Annotated in this window: 16 protein-coding genes; 7 read left to right on the forward strand and 9 right to left on the reverse strand. The window is 70.7% G+C overall.

Translation table 11 applies throughout. The annotated features are described in order from the left end of the window. Positions 1 to 25: 25 nt before the first annotated feature. The gene (locus tag NE857_RS13900) at positions 26 to 664 is read right to left on the reverse strand and encodes a nucleotidyltransferase family protein (protein WP_254421369.1); all 639 of its coding nucleotides are present in this window, start codon (positions 662 to 664) and stop codon (positions 26 to 28) included. Positions 665 to 830: 166 nt separating this feature from the next. Between NE857_RS13900 and panD the strand changes: the two genes are divergently transcribed. The 4 genes from panD to NE857_RS13920 all read left to right on the forward strand — a co-directional run bounded on the left by panD (position 831) and on the right by NE857_RS13920 (position 4,215). Further along, a complete protein-coding gene (gene panD, locus NE857_RS13905; protein WP_017583184.1) occupies positions 831 to 1,235 on the forward strand; it encodes an aspartate 1-decarboxylase in 405 nt (134 codons plus the stop codon). Between the two features lie 153 nt (positions 1,236 to 1,388). Further along, positions 1,389 to 1,637, forward strand: a complete 249-nt coding sequence (locus tag NE857_RS13910) for a hypothetical protein (RefSeq protein WP_254421370.1) — start codon at positions 1,389 to 1,391, stop codon at positions 1,635 to 1,637. Between the two features lie 72 nt (positions 1,638 to 1,709). Next, positions 1,710 to 3,005 carry an MFS transporter gene (locus tag NE857_RS13915; protein ID WP_254421371.1) on the forward strand — a complete coding sequence of 432 codons (1,296 nt, stop codon included), beginning with the start codon at positions 1,710 to 1,712 and terminating at the stop codon, positions 3,003 to 3,005. 166 nt (positions 3,006 to 3,171) lie between these two features. Then, positions 3,172 to 4,215 (forward strand): DUF4352 domain-containing protein, encoded by a 1,044-nt coding sequence (locus NE857_RS13920; RefSeq protein ID WP_254421372.1) that lies wholly within the window; start codon positions 3,172 to 3,174, stop codon positions 4,213 to 4,215. Between the two features lie 96 nt (positions 4,216 to 4,311). On the opposite strand, the gene NE857_RS13925 is transcribed toward NE857_RS13920, so the two are convergent. From NE857_RS13925 to NE857_RS13945, 5 genes are all read right to left on the reverse strand, one after another. Continuing rightward, complete coding sequence (locus NE857_RS13925; RefSeq protein ID WP_254421373.1) at positions 4,312 to 5,172, reverse strand: ferric iron reductase; 861 nt, start codon at positions 5,170 to 5,172, stop codon at positions 4,312 to 4,314. A 519-nt stretch (positions 5,173 to 5,691) separates the two neighbouring features. Next, positions 5,692 to 6,858 carry an RNA-guided endonuclease InsQ/TnpB family protein gene (locus NE857_RS13930; RefSeq protein ID WP_254421374.1) on the reverse strand — a complete coding sequence of 389 codons (1,167 nt, stop codon included), beginning with the start codon at positions 6,856 to 6,858 and terminating at the stop codon, positions 5,692 to 5,694. An 86-nt stretch (positions 6,859 to 6,944) separates the two neighbouring features. After that, positions 6,945 to 7,553 carry a DUF2306 domain-containing protein gene (locus NE857_RS13935; protein WP_254421375.1) on the reverse strand — a complete coding sequence of 203 codons (609 nt, stop codon included), beginning with the start codon at positions 7,551 to 7,553 and terminating at the stop codon, positions 6,945 to 6,947. A gap of 108 nt (positions 7,554 to 7,661) precedes the next feature. After that, complete coding sequence (locus NE857_RS13940; RefSeq protein WP_254421376.1) at positions 7,662 to 8,522, reverse strand: ABC transporter permease; 861 nt, start codon at positions 8,520 to 8,522, stop codon at positions 7,662 to 7,664. A gap of 61 nt (positions 8,523 to 8,583) precedes the next feature. Continuing rightward, positions 8,584 to 9,618: an ATP-binding cassette domain-containing protein gene (locus NE857_RS13945; RefSeq protein ID WP_254421377.1), complete on the reverse strand. Its 1,035-nt coding sequence runs from the start codon at positions 9,616 to 9,618 to the stop codon at positions 8,584 to 8,586. Between the two features lie 136 nt (positions 9,619 to 9,754). Here NE857_RS13945 and NE857_RS13950 point away from each other — a divergent pair, with 136 nt between their 5' ends. Beyond that, on the forward strand, positions 9,755 to 10,546 hold the full coding sequence (locus NE857_RS13950) for a TetR/AcrR family transcriptional regulator (RefSeq protein WP_254421378.1): 792 nt from the start codon (positions 9,755 to 9,757) through the stop codon (positions 10,544 to 10,546). Positions 10,547 to 10,811: 265 nt separating this feature from the next. Here NE857_RS13950 and NE857_RS13955 read toward each other — a convergent pair whose 3' ends face one another. Continuing rightward, the gene (locus tag NE857_RS13955) at positions 10,812 to 12,026 is read right to left on the reverse strand and encodes a JmjC domain-containing protein (RefSeq protein ID WP_254421379.1); all 1,215 of its coding nucleotides are present in this window, start codon (positions 12,024 to 12,026) and stop codon (positions 10,812 to 10,814) included. Positions 12,027 to 12,337: 311 nt separating this feature from the next. Then, a complete protein-coding gene (locus tag NE857_RS13960) occupies positions 12,338 to 14,482 on the reverse strand; it encodes a prolyl oligopeptidase family serine peptidase (RefSeq protein WP_254421380.1) in 2,145 nt (714 codons plus the stop codon). 184 nt (positions 14,483 to 14,666) lie between these two features. On the opposite strand from NE857_RS13960, the gene NE857_RS13965 reads away from it, so the two are divergent. Next, positions 14,667 to 15,164: a TspO/MBR family protein gene (locus tag NE857_RS13965; RefSeq protein WP_254421381.1), complete on the forward strand. Its 498-nt coding sequence runs from the start codon at positions 14,667 to 14,669 to the stop codon at positions 15,162 to 15,164. Between the two features lie 195 nt (positions 15,165 to 15,359). Here NE857_RS13965 and NE857_RS13970 read toward each other — a convergent pair whose 3' ends face one another. Next, a complete protein-coding gene (locus tag NE857_RS13970; protein ID WP_254421382.1) occupies positions 15,360 to 16,574 on the reverse strand; it encodes an ABC transporter ATP-binding protein in 1,215 nt (404 codons plus the stop codon). Positions 16,575 to 17,211: 637 nt separating this feature from the next. Between NE857_RS13970 and lnt the strand changes: the two genes are divergently transcribed. Then, positions 17,212 to 18,879: an apolipoprotein N-acyltransferase gene (gene lnt, locus NE857_RS13975; RefSeq protein WP_425572128.1), complete on the forward strand. Its 1,668-nt coding sequence runs from the start codon at positions 17,212 to 17,214 to the stop codon at positions 18,877 to 18,879. The last annotated feature ends 181 nt before the right edge of the window (positions 18,880 to 19,060 follow it).

Genomic DNA, 19,060 nt, shown 5'->3' on the forward strand with positions numbered 1-19,060 from the left:
ACCGCTCTCCCACGCGGATCCGGGCTCAGGTGGCGGGCCAGGGGAGGACGGTGAGTTCAGGCCACAGCCGCTGCCAGTGCTCGGCCTTGTTCCGGTAGACCGCCTCTGGGGCCAGGGTGGGGTTGGGGCGCAGGACCAGGTTGAACACGTCCGACAGGCCGTGCGGTGCGTAGAAGCGCCACCGGCCGTCGGGCTCCTGACGCACGGCCAGACAGCAGGTGGTCGCGGCGAAGGAGTCGACGGCGGACTCCACGCTCGTGTGCGGCGGGCACGGGACCCCGAACTTCTCCTCGTACCAGAGATGGACCCGGGCCTCGTTGCGGATCTCCACGGAGGCGGGCAGGTCCGCGAACAGGGCGGCACCGGCCTGGATGATGCGGTCCTCCGCCGCCCAGGACAGATCCGTGGGATCGAAGTAGAAGAGGTCGTAGTCCCTGATCCCGTGTGCGGGCGGTCGGTCGGTGACCACGTTCCAGACTGTCTGGAACAAGCACCCTGCGGTCAGGTACCAGTCGGGTGCGGCCAGTTCGGCGGCCCGGTCCAGGACCTCGACCAGGGTGTCGTTGCGGGAGAGCGCCTCCTCCAAGGCGATGATCTGCTCGTTGATGGGCAGGCGGCCGATGGCGGCCCAGCCCGGTGTTGTCTTGTCGGTGGTCCAGGGCATGTGTGACTCCTTCTCGAAGCGGAACATCGGAGCGGGGGCGGGCGTTCGAGTCCCTAGTGGGGCCCCGGTGGACGAAGCAGGCCATGCCGGGCGCCATCATGGGATACGCACGGGACCCCGCAGGGGGCCTGTAGTCCGTAAGACATCCTGAAACGAGGCTTCAGCAGTGCTGCGCACCCTCATGAACGGCAAGATCCACCGTGCCACGGTCACCCAGGCCGACCTGCACTACGTCGGTTCGGTCACCATCGACGCCGACCTGATGGACGCCGCCGACATCGTCGACGGCGAACAGGTCCACATCGTCGACATCGACAACGGCAACCGCCTGGTCACCTACGCCCTCGTCGGGGAGCGGGGCAGCGGTGTGATCGGTATCAACGGCGCGGCCGCGCGCCTGGTCAGCCCCGGCGACCTGGTCATCATCATCGGCTACGCCCAGGTGGACGAGAAGGAGCGGGCCGACCACGTCCAGCACATCGTGCACGTGGACCGGGAGAACAGGATCGTCGCCCTGGGCAACGATCCGGCCGAGCCGGTTCCCGGCAGCGACCTGGTCGCCGGTCGCTGACACCGAGTTCCCGACGGACGCCCGTGCTTCGGCGCGGGCGTCCGTGTTTTCCGAGGTCCGAGCATCCGGGGTGCCCAAAGGCCCGAAAACCCGGCAGGGTGGCCGGTTCTGGCCTGATCGGACATCCGACTCCCGGGTATGCCCAGGGGCGGCATGGACGAACGGGACGAGGAACGGCGCATGGTCGCCGAACACATCGAGTGGCAGAAGCAGGGTGCGTGGGTCATCCTCTGGGGGACCTACACCCGGACCTTCTGGGCGTTCGCCTGCTGGCCGGTGATCCCCGAGGGCGGGGTGGTCGTCCACGCCGAGGACCCCGATCTTCTGTACGCCGAGATGCGCTTCGTGGAGCGCGAACACGACTTCCTGCGGTGGCGCTACGGGCGTGGCCACCCGGGTTGACGGAGTGGTTCCGGGGTGTGCGGGAGGGTTACGATTCGTCTGGTGTCCGGATGAATCGAAAGAAGTGACCAGGTGTCCACAGAAACCACCCCGGGCAGCGGGGCCCTCACCTCGGCGGAGCGTGCCCGGCTGCAGCGGCGTACCGTGCTGGTCCTCATGCTCGCCCAGGTCGTCGGCAGCATCGGCATGGGCGCCATGCTCGCCGTGGGTGCTCTCATCGCCCTGGACCTGAGCGGCTCGGACGCCTGGTCCGGGATGGCCACCACCATGATCACCCTGGGCGCGGCCGCCTTCGCCCTGCCGCTGGCCTCCCTGGCCGCCCGGCGCGGCCGCCGGCCCGGTCTGGCTCTGGGGTGGTTCCTGGGCGCCGCGGGCGGGCTCGTGGTCGTCGCCGCCACCCTGTGGGACCTGTTCGCGCTCTTCCTGGTCGGAATGCTGCTGATCGGCGCGGGCACCGCCACCAACCTCCAGTCCCGGCACGCCGCCGCGGACCTGGCCACCGAACGCACCCGCGGCCGCGACCTGTCGATCGTGGTGTGGGCGACCACGGTGGGATCGGTGCTCGGCCCCAACCTGATCGGTCCTACCGGGGGCCTGGCCGTGTCCTTGGGCCTGCCCGATCTGCTCGGTCCGGTCCTGCTCACCACGGTCGGTTTCCTGGGCGGGGCCGTGCTCATCGTCGCGCTGCTGCGCCCCGACCCGCTGGTGACCGCCACCGCCGAGACCGCCCGGCTCGAACGGGACCGGGGGCAGGCCCCGAAGGCCGCGGTCAGTCTGGCCGACGGACTCCGGGCGATCGGCCGCAGCCCGGCCGCGCTGCTGGCGGTGGTGGGGATCGTGGCCAGCCATACGGTGATGGTGGCGGTCATGACGATGACGCCGGTGCACATGTCGCACCACGGGGCCGCGCTCACCGTCATCGGGCTGACGATCTCCCTGCACATCGCCGGGATGTACGGGCTCTCCCCGATCGTGGGCTGGCTGGCCGACCGCTTCGGGCGGGTGCCCGTGCTCCTGGCCGGTCAGGTGGTTCTGCTGGCGGCCACCGCCGTCTCGGGCACGGCCGGGCACAACGAGGCCCTGGTGACCACCGGTCTGATCCTGCTCGGCCTGGGCTGGTCCTTCGGGCTGGTGGCGGGCAGCACTCTGCTGGCCGAGTCGCTTTCGGCCGAGGTGCGCCCCCGCGCGCAGGGCTTCAGCGACCTGGCGATGAACCTGGGTGCGGCCTCGGCCGGCGCGCTCTCGGGAATGGTGCTGGCCGTGGTGGGCTTCGGCGGTCTGAACCTGTTCGCGGCCCTGTTCACGATCCCGGTGTTCGTGCTCGCGATCCGCGCGCTGCTCTCCCGCGACCGGCCTGAGCGCACCTGACGCATCTGAGCGCACCTGAACCCAGGTGAGCGCAAAACACTTCCGGACCTTTACCGGAAACGCCCCGTGAGCTTCCCTCAGACCCTCCTTTACGCGGTTACGGTGCAGTTTTGAGGCGCCTACCGGTTTTGGTGGGCCCGTGCCGCTGGACGAAGGGGTGTTCTCAGTGAGCGAGCGGGAACCCGAGGAAGGGGCCGGTGAGCGGCCGGAACGGGATCCGGTGAACCACCGTCCGCCGGAGGAGTGGCGCCCGGGTGACCCCGGGGACCCGATCGAGGGCGGACCGCAGCCGCCGGGGGAACCCGAACACGGCTTCCCCGACTACGGCCCTCCCCTGGGCGAGGCCCGCGGGCACGGCGACCCGTCCCCGGACCAGCCCTTCGGTGGTCCGCCACCCGGTAACCCGCCGCCGACCGGCCGCCCGTACGGCGGTCCGCCGCCCGAGGGGCAGCCATCCGGGGGACAGCCTCAGCAGGGGCAGCCGCGGTACCAACCGCCCGGTGGACATCCCACCGGGGGGCCGCCCGAGCCGGTGGATCCGGGTGAGCTCTCCGAGGGGCCCAGCGGTCCCGGCGGCGCGGGCCCCGAGCACCAGGGCTATGCCCCCGGGTACGGCGAGTATCCGAGCGAACCGGTCGAGTACGGCCCTCCGGGTGGCTACGGCCCGCCTGGCCAGGGAGGTTACGGTCCGCCTCCGCCCAAGCCGGCGCCCTGGGGCAAGATCGTCGGGATCAGTTGCGGCGTCCTGCTGCTCCTGCTTCTGGTTCTCGGCGGCTGTGCGGCGCTGCTCCTGGTCACCGCGAGCGGCAACTTGCCCGGTGCGGACGGCGCCCCGGGGACCAGCCAGCCGGGGTCGGAGGGGCAGGAGGAGGACGAGCCCTCGGGGGCCGAGGTAAGCGCCAACAACACCGAGTTCGAGCCCAGCTCCCTCTACGTGTCCGGCGATTACACCAGCGTGGAGGTCTCGGTCACCAACGGTGGCACGGACCCCCTGGACATCAACCCGCTCTACTTCACCGTGGTGGACGTGGAGGGCGTGGAGCACGACCCGCGTGAGGCGATCGCGATGGACGTCAACGAACTCGACGTGCAGACCCTCGATCCGGGCCAGAGCGCCAGCGGCGCGATCACGGTGGCCGGGCAGGTCGAGCCCGAACGGGTGCTCTTCGAACCGGTCTTCACCGGCCCGGTGGAGGTCCCGGTGGCCTGACCGGTGAAACGGCCTGAAAGAGCCCGTGGGAAACGGTGACGGTTCTGTGGAGGGATCCGCTCACACGCTCAAGGGCACGAAGGTCGCGGGGCTCTGTCAGGGGGCGAGCGCGGGATCGCGCAGCCACTCCGACAGGGCCTCCTTGCGTTCGCTGTCGCACTTGAGCGGGCAGGTCGTGCAGAAGCCGTGCTCGGGGTCGCCCTTGTAGTCGAAGCAGCAGGTGCCGCGGACCGCCCAGGTGCCCCGGGGGTGGTCCGGGGCGAAGGGGAACAGGCGCGGACGCTTGCGGGTGACCGCGCCCGCGGCGACCACCGAGTCTCCCAACCGGGTGGCCAGCTCCCAGGCCTGCTCGGCGTCCTGGCCCAGGTAACGGGCCGGGTTGAGCATGTAGAAGTGCAGGGTGTCCAGCACCCAGCCCCACAGGGTGCGCTTGCCCGCGCGCGAGTGCGCGTGCAGCGTGTCGATGAGGGGTTCGAAGGTGGCGAAGAGCCCTTCGGCGACCAGCCGCAGCTGCTCGTTTTCGTCGCGGGCGACCACGGTGTCGGGGTGGTCGGCGGCGGGGTCGTCGGGCAGCACCACGGAGCGCACGTCGACGACGGCGGGTGTCGCGAACTTGGACCGGGCGGTGTCCCAGGGCAGGTAGAGGGTGTCCGGGGTGAGCAGCGGGCCGCGGCCGGTCAGGTACAGGGAGGCGGCCACCATGAAGACGGGTTCGCGCAGGGTGACCCGCAGGAAGTTGGTGGCGGCCGGGAGCCGGTGCCCGGGACCGTGCTCCGTCCGGAGCTTGTCGAACAGGATCGGGAGCCAGCCGTGATCGGTCATCGACGCGACGCTGTGCTGCTGGATGCCGTCCAGGGGGCGGGCGTGCAGCTGGTCGAAGCCGGTGACCTCGGGCAGCGGCGCGAACTTCAGCCGCGCGCAGACACCGTGCAGAGCGTCGAGCGGATCTGGTGTCACCTGGCAACCCTTCGTCGCATAGCGGAACCGTCAAGTCCGGGGGCTGTGTGGTCGCAGCTACCACCGGGGGACGGGTTCACCTGCGCCTCTAAAGGTGAGGCTACCCTAACCCTGCTTTCGGTCGCAATGCGTGCCGGGATTAGTTTGCCCAAACCTGGATGCCCGGTGTCCGAAGGAAGGGCAGTTCAGGGCGGTTTCAGCGCCCTGATGAGATTCTGTTGCGCAGGGTGTGCCCTGTGGTCAGGGTGTGTGGGGTGAGACGGGTGTGCTCTGGGTTAGGGTCTCCTTTCCGGTCGCTCGGGCGTGTCGGGACCGGCGACGGGGTGTGTGGTACTTGAGCCACCACTCCAGGAACAGCAGCGGCAGGACCGAGTTGATCAGGAGCGAGAGCGGAGCCAGGTCCACGAGCAGCGCCCAGGCGCCGCAAGAGCATGGTCAACTACCCGTGGCTGAAGCCCACGGGCTTGCAGGTAGGCGCCCACCTGGCAGATGGGTCCGACCTCCCGCGTCCAGCAGCCTCTAACCAGAGGGTGCTGGGCCGGTTGACGGGCGACCCGCGATCCACGCAACCTCGCCACGGTGGGCGATGTTGCGTGAAGCATTGACATCGGCGTGCAGCACCACACCACACCCCCGACAGACAAACCGGGCCCGGGTGGGCCGGTTGCGTCTGGAAGTGTGGTCGCACTCCGAGCAGGTCTGGGAGGTGTAGGCCGCCTCCACCACCACGAGGGGCACCCCCGCCCTGCGAGCCTTGTAAGTGATGAAGTCGCGGAGTTGGGCGAAACTCCACGAATGCAACGCGGACCTGTTCCGTTTGGCCTGCCGTACCCGGCCACGGATCCCCTTCAAATCTTCCAGGGCGATCCCGTGGCCGGTGCGTTCAGCCTGCTCCACAATGCTCTTCGAAATCCGGTGGTTCACATCCCGCGCATGCCGGGACTCCTTGCGGCGCTGGCGTTTGAGGACCCGTTTGGCGCTCTTGGTGCCCTTCTTCTGCAACTTGGCCCGCAGCCGGTTCTGGCGGCGCCGGTACCGGTTCAGCTGCCGCCCGGCGTGTTGCTGGCCGGTGGAGGTGGTGGCGAGCTCCACGATCCCCAGATCCACCCCGATGAACCCCTCCGGCTCTTCATTCAAGGGCTGTTCGGGTACTTCGCAGGTGGCCGACAGGAACCAGTCCCCGTTCTGGCGGATCAGGTCACTCTCGCCCCGGCGGTGCTCGGCCAGCATTTTGAGCTGGTCCGGGGAGCTGGTGAAGCCCAGGTTCTTCAACCGTCCCTGAACGGTCCAGATCGAGACGGTGCGGGCGTCCATCTGCCAGGACACACACCGGTCGTCGAAGGGTTGGGCGGCGTCCGGGCGGAAAGCAATCGGGGTGCCCTCCACCCGTTCGCGCTGGGGTGAACCCTTGCTGCCCAGGTTCCCGGCGTCCAGGTTGGCCTGGCGGGTGGTGTAGGCGTCGGCGACCTTGGCGATCACCCGCACCGCGGGCTGCGCCGAGAGACCGAACTCGGCCTTCAGATGGTGGTAGACCTTCTCCTGCAGGGCGTACTTGTGCCGGGCCCCGCTGGACTGGGCCACCCGCGAAGCGTGGTTCGCCGCCCGGTTGCAGGTGTGCAGGGTCGCCTCAAGCACCCTCGCCTGTACCGGCGAGGGCAACAACTTCACCCGCACGACCACCTTCATGATCGAACACACTAACGACACCACCCCCGCCCGCGGGGCCAAACCACAAAACTCCCCTGAAACCCAATGCGCGCTGCTGCCTGCGCTCATGGTTCAGCGGGCAAGGCGATTCCTCCCGGGCGTGAACGCCCGGGCCTCCTCGCCAACAAGCAGGTGAACCGGCTCAGGGCGACGCCGTAGAGCAGGACCACGCTGCGCAGCATCCAGTCCCGGTGCCGGTCGAAGCGCCGCCGTCGCGCGGCCGCGTACCCGAGCAGGACGAAGGCGAGCCAGCCCACGGCCCAGACGGTGTTGCCCACCGCGATGGTCAGGGAACCGCTGCTCAGCGGAGCGATCAGCAGCGCCGGCACACCCACGAACGGAACCCCGAAGAAGACGTACACGCGCCCGCTCCAGCGGTGCGGACCGGGACGGCGGCGGCGCAGCCACGGCCACACCTGGCCGATCGCCACCACCATCAGCACGGCCCCGCCGATGATGTGCGACAGCAGCAGCGGGTAGTACCAGGCCGGTTCGGGACGGATCGGGATCGGCGCGGTGGCCGGGTCGAAGTCCAGGTAGGGCGGGACGCTGAAGGCCAGGAAGATGAGGGTGAACAGGGCCAGCGGCAGGATCCACGGCCGCTGCCACCAGCGGACGGCTTCGAGGGCCGGGCGCGGGCGTCGCGGTGCGGTCTCGGTGGTCGGGGTCGCCATACGGCCTCCTCGGTCGGTCGAACTGGTGGGGGCGGACCCCGGCTGAGCGGCTCGGCCGATCAGCCAGTGGTCGGCCGCTCAGCGAGAGGTCGGCGGATCAGCGGGCGGTCAACGGCTGAGCGAGCGGAAGCGGCGCAGGCTCAGTGGCACGCACACGGCGATGAGCAGGATCGGGACGGCCAGGGCCAGGAGCAGGGCGTTCTCGGCGGGCCAGGCGTTCGAGGGCAGTGACGGGTTCCCGAACAGGTCGCGGGTGGCGGTGACCACGGCCGACAGCGGGTTCCACTCGGCGATGGGGGCGAGCCAGGAGGGCATCGCGGTGGCCGGGAGGAAACTCGTGGACAGCATGGTGAGCGGGAAGGCCAGCGGGTAGACGATCATGCTCGCCGCGTCCGGGGCGGGTGAGTAGAGGCCGAGCACGACCCCGACCCACACCAGGGCGAAACGGAAGAGCAGCAGGAGCCCCACTGCGGCCAGCGCGCCGCCCGGGCCGTCCTCGAACCGCCAGCCCATGAGTGCGCCGCAGCCGATCAGCAGCACGATCTCCACTCCGGCGCGCATCATGTCGGTGAGTGTGCGCGCTCCCAGGATCGCCATCGGCGACATGGGCATGGACCGGAACCGGCTCATGACGTCGCGTTCGGTGTCGCGGGCGATACCCGTGGCGGTTCCGGCGACCCCGTACAGCATGACCATGGCGAGCATCGCGGGTACCAGGAACGCCCGGTAGTCCTCGGCCCCGGTGCCGGACATGACGTCGCCGAAGACGTACCCGAACAGCAGGACCATCAGCAGGGGCATGGTGGCCGCCATGATCACCTCGAAGGGATCGCGGATCATGTGCCGGAGGTTGCGCTGGGCCAGGACCAGGACGTCGGACCAGGTCTTGCGCCAGCCGCTGGTCTCACGGCGGGGCGCGGGCTCGGTGCCCCGGGCGGGCTGGGTGCGGTGGTCGGTGGCGGTAGCCATCAGACGGACTCCTCGCTCTGTTCGTTGGTGGTGGGACCGGTGGGCGCGGTGGTGCGGGCGTTCACCTTTCCGGGGCCGCGGCCGCGTTGCCGTCGGCCTTGTCCCTGCTGGTGCCGCCAGCGGCCGTGTTGTCGGCGCTCACACCGCTGGGGATCCCCTTGCCGGTCAGCCCGAGGAAGACCTCGTCGAGGCTGGGGCGGCGCACCCCGAGGTCGGCGATTCTGAGGCCGGAGCCGTCCAGGGCGCGCACGGCCCCGGTCAGGGAGGTCATCCGGTCCTCGGCGGGCACGCTGACCCGGTGCTCGGCCGGGTGGATCTGCGCGGGGGCGGCCAGCGCCGAACCGAGCAGCCCGGCCACGGCGGGCAGGTCGGCGGGGTCGTGCACGAGCACGTCCAGGCGGTCACCGCCCACCTGCGACTTCAGGGAGTCCGGGGTGCCCTCGGCGATCACCCTGCCGTGGTCGATGACCGCGACGGTGTCGGCGAGCTGGTCGGCCTCCTCCAGGTACTGGGTGGTCAGCAGCACGGTGGTGCCGGCGCGTACCAGGGAGCGGACCGCGTCCCACACCTGGATCCGGCTGCGCGGGTCCAGCCCGGTGGTGGGCTCGTCCAGGAACAGGACGCGGGGCTCCTGGATGAGGCTGACCGCGAGGTCCAGGCGCCTGCGCATACCTCCGGAGTAGCCGCTGGCCGGGCGGTCGGCCGCCTCGACGAGGTCGAAGCGCTCCAACAGCGCCTCGGTGCGTTCTTTGGCGGCGGCCCGGTCGAAGCCGTACAGGCGGCTGAACATCACGAGGTTCTCTCGGGCGGTCAGCATCTCGTCGACGGAGGCGTACTGGCCGGTCAGGCCGATGGCGGAGCGGACCCTCTCGGGTTCGTTGACGACGTCGTGGCCGTCGACGGTGGCACTGCCCGAATCCGGTCGCAGCAGTGTGGCCAGGGCGCGCACGGCGGTGGTCTTGCCGGCGCCGTTGGGGCCGAGCAGGCCGAACACCGTGCGGGGGGCGACGGTCAGGTCGAGGCCGTCCAGGGCCCTGGTGTCGCCGTAGCGCTTGTGGAGTCCCCGGGCCCTGATGGCAGGGGGCGACTGAGTCATATCGTGTACCTCATAAACTGTGTATGGGCTAAACTTTATAGTTTAAGTGATACACAGATCTAGGATGGGTGTCAACCGAAGCGGCGGACCGGAATGGGCGGTTCGGGTGCGGGCAGTGCCAAAGAACTGGTGGGGTATGACGAGCGAGCAGCAGCCGAGGACGGGACTCAGCCGGGAGATCGAACTCCTGTGGGGGCTGAAGGAGACCGCCAGGCGCGGGCCCAAGCCCAAACTCAGCCGGGCGGCGATCGTCGACGCCGCCATAGCGCTGGCCGACGCCGAGGGGCTGGAGGCCGTCTCCATGCAGCGCGTGGCCAAGGAGCTCGGGTACACGACCATGTCCCTGTACCGGCACGTGGACAGCAAGGAGGACCTGCTCGCCCTGATGAGCGACACGGCCATGACCCGCGCTCCCCTGGAGCCGCGCGCCGACGGCGACTGGCGGGCCGGGATCGAGCAGTGGTACCACGAGGGGCTCCACCAGTACCGGAAGCACCCGTGGGTGGCCTATGTCCCGCAGTCCGGCCCGCCCAGCGGCCCCGGCGGGCTCCGGTGGATGGAGGCCGGGCTCCGCGAGCTCAACGCCTCCGGGCTCGACCCGGCCGAGTCGCTCCAGATCCTGTTGCTGCTCTCCTACACCCTGCGGGACGTGCTCCGCATGGAGCACGACATGGCGCTCGCCGCTCGGCGGAGCGGAATCGGCCAACAGGAGAACGAGGAGAGCTGGGTCCAGGGCCTGCGCGAGGTTCTCGATCCCGAGGAGTTCCCGGCGATCCTGCGGACCTTGGATGAGGGCGTGTTCGAGGAGGACCCCCCGGGCTACTCCGGAGACCCGGGCCCGGCGGGCGGGCTGGACTTCGCCATCCAGCGGACCCTCGACGGGGTGGAGGCCTACGTGCGGGCCCGCCGCGAGGGCGGCCGGGGCTGATCCGGCTCCCGGCGATCACCGCCACCGTCGCCTTGGCCGCCCGGGCAGCCGCGCCGGGTTCCGTCGGCATCGCCGCCAGCGTGCGCCGAGGCTGTCCGACCGGCACACGCCAACGGCTGGCACTGGAACCCGGCCCGCCGGGGTCAGCAGCTCGACGCTGGCTGTCCGACTGGCCGGAGCCCAGCGCGGGTGAGGTCAGGGAGCAGGAGCCAGCGCCTCGCGCCCAGGACACCGAACCCGGCTCACCAAACCCAGTCCGCCGATCTCAGCGGACCAGGACCAGGTGGTGGCGGCTGAGCGCGGCCACCACCTGGGCGCACACGTCCACCTCCACGCCCGCGTGTTCGGCCAGCTCGGCCACCGACAGCTCGCGGTGCTCGGCGACCGCCGCCAGTACCGGCTCCGTCACCAGAGGAAGCCGGTACCGCTTGCCGGCGACGGTGAGGGCCACCCTGGCGTCCGCACCCTCGCCCTCGCGCTCCAGCGGCGGCGGCAGGATCGGCACGAACTCCACCAGGGCCTCCGCCGGCGGCGCGCCCTCCTCCACCGGCCAGGGCAGCGAGAACGACGTCCGGCGCGGGAAGCGCGCGTCGCGTTCGGCGAGGAAGGCGTCCAGGTCCATGGACTCGGCGAGTTCGGTGATGCGCGACACCAGCTCGTGCCGGTGCTTGCGGCGCACGTCCGGCTCGGCGAAACGCGGCAGGTCCTGCCGGAACGCCTCCTGCTCGAACAGCCGACGCACCAGCGCGTCCGCCCAGTCGATCCCGGTCGCCCGGGTGAAACCGAAGGTCAGGTGCATGCTGACCTCGCCCGTCCCGGTCACCGTGTGCCACCAGCCGCGCGGCACGTGGATCACCTGGCCGGGCCGCAGCACCCCCTCCCACACCATGTGCAGCTCACCGTCGGCCTCCCGCGGCGGGGTGTGCGCGTGGTCGGTGTCGTTCTTCATCGGGAACGGGCGCGAACCCGGGCCGTGCACCTGCCAGTGCTTGGTCCCCTCCACCTGGACGATCACCGTGTCGTGGTCGTCCCAGTGGGTGTCGAACCCGCGCGACTCACCCCAGATCAGGTACAGGTTGGCCTGGGCGCGCTCCTTGGTCAGCCGCATCAGGTCGTCGGCGGCCGCGCCGATCGGCGGGTGCATCCGGTCCATGCCGTCCAGGACCAGGCTCGCCCCGGAGCGGAGCTCGCGGTACAGCGACTCCGGGCGCACGATCCGCCGCGCGGTCCGCGAGGCGGTGCCCTGCTCGGTGTAGCGGTCCAACGGGACCGGCGACCCGTCCTTGTGCAGGCGCAGGCGCGGCGGCTCCGGGGCGCAGTTGGCCAGCAGCTGGTTGAGGTCGTCGAAGGTCAGGAGCGAGCGCACGGCGTCCGCGCCCAGGTCGGCGAAGACGAACTCCTCCGACAACCGGGTGGTCAGGGCGTCGCGGCCCACGACGTCGCACAGGTTTCGGGTGAACAGGCTGCCGGGATCGGTCACGGCTGTCCTCTTCTCAGGGTGGTTCGGCGGAACGGGTGCGAGAGGGCGCGCGGATTCTCGGTGTTCGCGGCTGAGGGTGTGCGTGGGACAGGGAAAAGGACCCGCCCGGTCCGGGACGTGGCAGCCGGACCGGGCGGGACCGGATCAGATGAAGTCCGAGCTGGAGTCGGTGCCGTCGCTGTCGCCGCCCGCGGTGATGTCGCGGGAGGTCACCTCCGCCAGGTCCTCGACCTCAACCTCGATGGGGTCCATACCGCACCTCGCTTTCCTGAGTTGCTTGATCCTCATGGCCAGAGCTCACTCGTGCGACGTCAGCGCCCGGTGAGCCCCGTTCTGTGGGCCGCGAACGCGTGTGCGTCGGCGGCCAGGCCCACGGCTCTGCTCACCGCGCGCGGGCCGTGCCCGACGTCGCGTTCGTAGCGGAGCAGTGCGGCGGGTCGGTCCCCGTCCGTGCCGGCGGCCGCCAGCAGAGCCGCGCACATCTTGCGCGGGTGGGCGGCGTCGGTCCGGGTGTCGCCGTCGAACCCGGTGAGCAGGACGCTGGGATGGCGCAGCCCCGGGGTGCGCACGGCGCTGTCCAACGCCCGGTGGTAGGGCGAGTAGGACATCAGGGCGGCGAAGTCGTCCGGGTCGGCCGCGGTGCCGAACTCCCGGGTCCACATCCGGCCCAGCCCCATGCGTTCGAAGCGGGCCATGTCGGCCAGCGGCGCCGAGGCGATCACCGCCGCGCACAGGTCCGGGCGGGCGGTGGCGGCGGCCAGTACGAGCAGCCCGCCGGCCGAACCACCGGACAGGCACAGCTGGGCACGCGTGCACCAGCCGGCGGAGACCAAGGCGTCGGCGGCGGCCACCAGGTCCTGTACCGCGCGCGGCTTGTGGCGGCCCGAACCCTCCAGGTGCCACCGGCGCCCGGCGTCACCGCCGCCGCGCACGTGGGCCACGGCGTAACGGCCGCCGGACAGCAGCCAGGCCAGGACGGTCGCGCTGAACCCGAACTGGCGGGGCCGCCCGAAACCGCCGTAGGCGTGCAGCAGGGTCGGCCCCGGATCGGAGTCGTCGGAGGCGCCGGGGCGGCCGGAGGCGTCGAAGACGGTGATCGGGACCCGCGTGCCGTCCTCGGAGCGGCACCAGACCACGGTCCGCGTCACGGCGGGCGCGGTGTTCGATGTCCCGGGTCCGGAAGGCTCGGGCGGCCAGAAGCCGGGTCTGTGCCGCCCCGGAGGCAACCGCAGCACCCGCTGCTGGGTGGCCACGTCCGCGTACCCGAGGTACAGGGTGCCGTCGGGGGCCGCGACGGGGCCGGAGACCATGCCTTCACCGGGCAGCTCGACCCGGTGGGACGGTGCCCCGGTGACGGCGTCGTGCACGGCGGCCGCGCTGATCCCCAACCGGGTGCGGACCACGAGCAGCGCGGGGCCGTCCGGGCTCCGGAAGGGGCAGAAGGCGTCCAGGGTGGCCCCGGGGTCCTCGGCGACGACCTCGCGCCAGTGCTCGGGTCCGAGTTCGTCAGAGGTACCCGGGTCCACCGCGCACACACGGCGTCGGGGTGCGTCCAGGGTGGTGCGCAGGTACAGCACCCCGTCAGGGCCCGGCCGTACTTCGGTCTCGGCCTCGGGTCCTGCCTGCAACGCTCGGAAAACCGGTTTTTCGGGTGGATCGGTGCGCAGATCGGCCAGCCACAGGTCCGTGCGGTGCCCGGTGCCGTGGCCCTCGGTGACCAGCAGCCAACGCCCGTCCAACACCCGGACCCCGGGCACGGTACCCGTCCCGGCGCAGGAGTACACGAGCGTCTCGGCGCCGTCCGCGACCCGCCGCAACCAGACCCCGCGCACCCCCTGGGCCCCGTCCCGGCGCACGTAGTAGAAGGAGCGCTCCGTCCCCGGCAGCCAGGCCACGTGCGAGTAGCGCACCTTGGGCACCGTCGGCCCGACCGGAGCCCCGGTGTCGGCCCGGATCACCCGCAGCCCACCCCGCTCCACCCCGCCGGAGGAGGTCTGAACGGCCACCAGAACCCCGTCGGGGCTCGGCTCCCAGGCATCCAGCGTGGTCCGCCCGGTGGGATCCTCGGCGCAGGGGTCGTAGACGGTTCGGGGCTCACCGCAACCGTCAGCGGATCCTCGGGCCTCTGGTGAGGCGGGGAACACGACGAGGCGGGGGTGTTCGCTTCCGGCGGGACGGACGGTACAGAACAGGGCGCCCGGGCGGTGGACCGGCGGGGTCCACAGGTCGGTGGCCACCAGTGCGCGGATGCGCCTGGCCAGATGTTCGCGCAGGTGCCAGGTGCTCGCCTCGCGGTCGTACTCCCGGCCGCGCTCCTCCAACCAGCGGAGGGTCTCGGGGGAGTCCGACGTCTCCAACCAGCGGTAGGGGTCGGGTACGGGCCGACCGTGCAGCGTGTCGACGGCTGACACCGGTTCGGGGACTACGGCGACTCCTGGGGCTCGGTTGCGCACCATCACATGGTTCAAGTGCCCGATCCAGACGGTCAAGGAAGAGATACCTGACCCCGGCGAACGCAAATGTCACCACAAGGGAAGGTTTGTCCGCCCGGCCAGGCAGGACAGGCAGTGCGGACCGCCCGGGAGGCCGGGGACAGAACGGGTAGGTCCGAAAGGGAGAGCACGTATCCGAGGAGGACCGATGGAGAGCAGCGTCCGCACGACACCCGAGCCGGGCCACTCGCTGATGGCCGCCGCGGCGTTCGCGGTGGCGGTGCTGGCCACCGCGCTGGTCGGGGGCTCAGCGGCTGCCGGCTCCGGGGACGTCTACGCCCGGCTCGACCTGCCCGCGTGGGCGCCGCCCTCCTGGCTGTTCAGTCCGGTGTGGATCGCCCTGTACGTGCTCATCGGAGTGGCGGGCTGGCTGGTGTGGCGCGCGGCGGGCACCCAGGGTGCGATGGTCTTCCTGGCCGTCTACACGCTTCAGCTGCTGCTCAACGCCGCCTGGACGCCGCTGTTCTTCGGGGCTGGGCTCTACGGGCTCGCGTTCGCGGACATCGTGCTGCTGGCCGTGGCGGTGGCCGTGACCCTGCTGCTGGCCTGGCGGCACAGCCGAACGGCGGCCCTGCTGCTGGCGCCCTACCTGGCCTGGGTCTGCTTCGCCGCCGCACTCAATGCCGCGATCTGGGCGGCCAACTGAACCGCCCACCGAAACCCGGATGACCGGATTCGGGAAGCGGGCACCTGACCGGCGGGAAGCGGACCAGCCGAAAATCAGCACCCCCCGAAAACAGTGCGGGCGGCGCCCCGGGGGATGGGGCGCCGCCCGCACCTGCCGGTCCGGGAGTGCAAGACCGGCGGGAGGGGTGACGTCAGGGGACGGGCGTCAGAGGATTCAGACGTTGTCCGGGTGGCCGATGGCCAGGCCGCTCTCCTGGTCGAAGAAGTGCAGCTGGCTGACGTCCACGGACAGGCTGATCGTGCTGCCCGGGCGCACGCTGCTGCGCGGGCTCACTCGGGCGGTGAACAGCGAACGGTCGTCGCTCAGCGGCATGGCCTCGCCGTTCTCCTCGTCTCCCGCGGCGTCCTTGGCCAGGGCGGTGGCGTCCTCGTGGCGCACGGGCGGGGCGTCGATGCCGAAGATCACGTTGATCTCGGTACCCAGCTCCTCGGTGACGTTCGCGGTCACGTCGATGCGCGGGTCGCCGTTGCCGTCGAACTCGGCGTCGTTGAAGTCCGAGGGGCGGATGCCCAGGATGACCGACTTGCCCACGTACTCGCCCAGGTGCGGGCGCTCCTCGAGGAGGCTGGCCGGGACGGGGAGCTTGTGGTCGGCGAACTTGAGCACCGCGCCGTCACCGTCGCGGGAGAGCTCGGCGTCGACGAAGTTCATCGCCGGGGAACCGATGAAACCGGCCACGAACAGGTTGACGGGGGAGTCGAAGAGACGCTTGGGGGTGTCCACCTGCTGGAGGCGGCCGTCCCGCAGTACCGCGACCCGGTCGCCGAGGGTCATCGCCTCGATCTGGTCGTGGGTGACGTAGACGGTGGTGACGCCCAGGCGCTCGTGGAGCTGGTTCAGGGAGGCGCGCATCTGCACGCGCAGCTTGGCGTCCAGGTTGGACAGCGGCTCGTCCATGAGGAAGGCCTGCGGCTCGCGCACGATGGCGCGGCCCATCGCCACACGCTGGCGCTGACCACCGGAGAGCGCGCCCGGCTTGCGCTTGAGGTAGGGCTCCAGGCCCAGCATCTCGGCGGCCTCGCCGACGCGGCGGGCGATCTCGGTCTTGGCGACCTTGCGCAGCTTCAGGCCGAAGGCGAGGTTCTGCTCGACGGTCATGTGCGGGTAGAGCGCGTAGTTCTGGAAGACCATCGCGATGTCGCGGTCCTTGGGCGGACGGTCGTTGACGATCTCGTCGCCGATGACCAGGGTGCCCGCGGAGATTTCCTCCAGACCCGCGATCATGCGCAGCGCGGTGGACTTGCCGCAGCCGGAGGGGCCGACGAGCACCATGAACTCGCCGTCGTTGATCTGCAGGTTCAGGTTGTCGACGGCCTTGACGTCGCCGCCGTAGATCTTGTCGACGCCCTCGAGGACGATCTCCGCCATGGCTGTCAGCTCCCGCGTTGGGTCGGTGGTGTGGCGTATTCGATGTCGGGCGGATCTCGTGGCCGTAGATCCTGCCCTTCGGTGCTGCCAAACCAGCTCGGTGTTCGAAGTTGATCGAAGCAGGCTGGTTCGTTGATCACATCAGACATGATTGCGATCAAAATGTCCAGGGCGGCTTTGGTTTCGATCCGATTGCGGTCATGCGCAAACCACCCCTGGCCAGCTGGCGTGCTGGGCTCAGGTACGTTAGCCTGTCCGACGGTTCATCACTTTCTTCCCTCCCGTCACTTGATCCGGTAGCCACGACACGGCACCCGGGTTGAGGCGAGGGGTCGGGGAGTCTGGGTAACCTAACGACCAGTCCAGCACTGGACGGACCGGTTGTGCGGCCCCCACTCGTCCGATTGGACGCTGCATCACGCGCCAGGTGCAGTTGGGATCGGGTGAGGGGCGGAGTACCGCGACCGGGCGGGGGGTTGGACCCGGAAAAGGCCCGAACATCCAGTAGACAACGGTCTTCCGAGCTCGCCGCCGACGGGACGGAGCCGGTCCGAAGGGTGGCTCGGGCCTTTTCCGCGTCCCCCCAATATGCTGACCGCCAGGACCCTCACACTCCAGCGGAAAGCGAGCACCCCACGTGGTTGCCGAGCAGAAGGGGCCGGAGCCCGCTCCGAGTCCCGACAGACCCTCGCCGAACACCACGGCGCCGGAGTCCGAGGCACGGGCCACAGTGTGGTCCCCCTTGGCCCCGGGGTACCGCTGGGGCCGTCTCGACCTCCTCTGGAGGGCTCTGGCCGCGGTCGGAGCGGGCCTGGCCCAGCTCTTCGCGCTCCCGCCGTACGGCCTGTGGTGGCTCGGCCCGATCAGCGCCGCGCTCCTGCTCCTGGCCGTCGGCGGGACGCGAATGCGCCGCGCCGCCTGGCTCGGCGCCCTGTCCGGCGCGACCCTCATGGTTCCGCTGCTGAAGTGGCAGGACTTCATCGGCGTCGACGTGTGGCTGGCCATCTCGGCCGCCGAGACCGTCTACTTCCTGCCCATGGCCATGGGCCTGGCCCTGGTCGCGCGCCTGCCCTGCTGGCCGGTGTGGACCGCCGCCCTGTGGGTGGCCCAGGAGGCCGTACGCGCCCGCTGGCCGCTCGGCGGCTTCCCCTGGGGCAAACTCGCCTTCGCCCAGCCGGACACGCCCTTCGTGGGCTACGCGGCTCTGGGGTCCTCTCCGCTGGTCACCTTCGCCGTCGCCCTCACCGGCGCCATGCTGGTGTGGACGCTCCTGCGTGCCGTGGCCGCGCGGGGACGCGCCAGAGTGATCCTCCCGGCCGTCGGCCTGGCCGCCAGCGCCGCGATCGTCCTGGGCGGCCTCGTGGCGCCCGCGATCGGCCGCCCCGCTCCGCAGGAGACCGTCACCGTCGGCATGGTCCAGGGCAACGTGCCCAACGTCGGCGAGATGTCCATCCTCGGCGAGCGCATGGAGGTGCTCCAGAACCACGCCGACGGCGTCCACGACCTCGCCGACGCGGTTCGCGCGGGCGAGTACCCCGAACCCGACATGGTGCTGCTGCCGGAGAACGCCAGCGACATCGACCCCTTCCGCGACCCCGTCGCCGAACAGACCATCAACGACGCCGCCGCGGACATCGGGGTGCCCCTGCTGTGGGGGATGAGCCGCTTCAACGACGACGGCAGCCGCTACGTCCAGAGTGTCGTCTGGGACCCCGAGACCGGGCCCGGCGAGCACTACGACAAGCGCTACCTCGTGCCGTTCGGCGAGTACATCCCCTACCGCGACTTCTTCACCCGGTTCGTCTCCCGGCTGGAGCATGTCAGCTCCGACGCCGTCCCCGGCACCGAGCCCGGCGCCCTGGACATGGCGGGCACCACCCTGGCCGTGGGCATCTGCTTCGACGTCGCCTTCGACCAGCCGGTGCGCGACTCCGTGGCCGAGGGCGGGCAGATCATCGTGATCCCCACCAACAACGCCAACTACAACTTCACCGGCCAGTCCAACCAGCAGCTGGCCATCACCCAGCTGCGCGCCGTCGAACACGGCCGCCCCGCCGTGGTGGTCTCCACCAGCGGGATCAGCGCCGTGGTCGAGCCCGACGGCCGGGTCGTCTACGAGTCACCCGAGGCCGCCCCCGACATCCACGTGGCCGAGCTCACCGCCATGGAGGGTCCCACCGTCGCCACCCGGCTCGGCCCGGCCCCCGAAGCCCTGATCGCGGCGCTCGGCCTGGGCGCCGTCATCGCCGCGGTCGTCGCCTCCCGCCGGACCCAAGCCCGACCCGAGTTCGGGCCCCCCTCCTGAGGATGATCTTGCTACCAGAAGCGAAATCGGCGCCGAACTTGCTACTGGTAGCAAGATCACCGGGGATACGCCCCGGCCCCCGGTCCCAGCTGACCGGACTCCTTCGTCGCGGCTGTCGCGTCGGCGGAGGACATCGGCCAGATGGGCGTCAGGGAAGGACATCCCGTGTGCGTGAGCGGCC

Origin of the sequence: Nocardiopsis exhalans (genome assembly GCF_024134545.1) — a bacterium.
Taxonomy (GTDB): Bacteria; Actinomycetota; Actinomycetes; order Streptosporangiales; family Streptosporangiaceae; genus Nocardiopsis; species Nocardiopsis exhalans.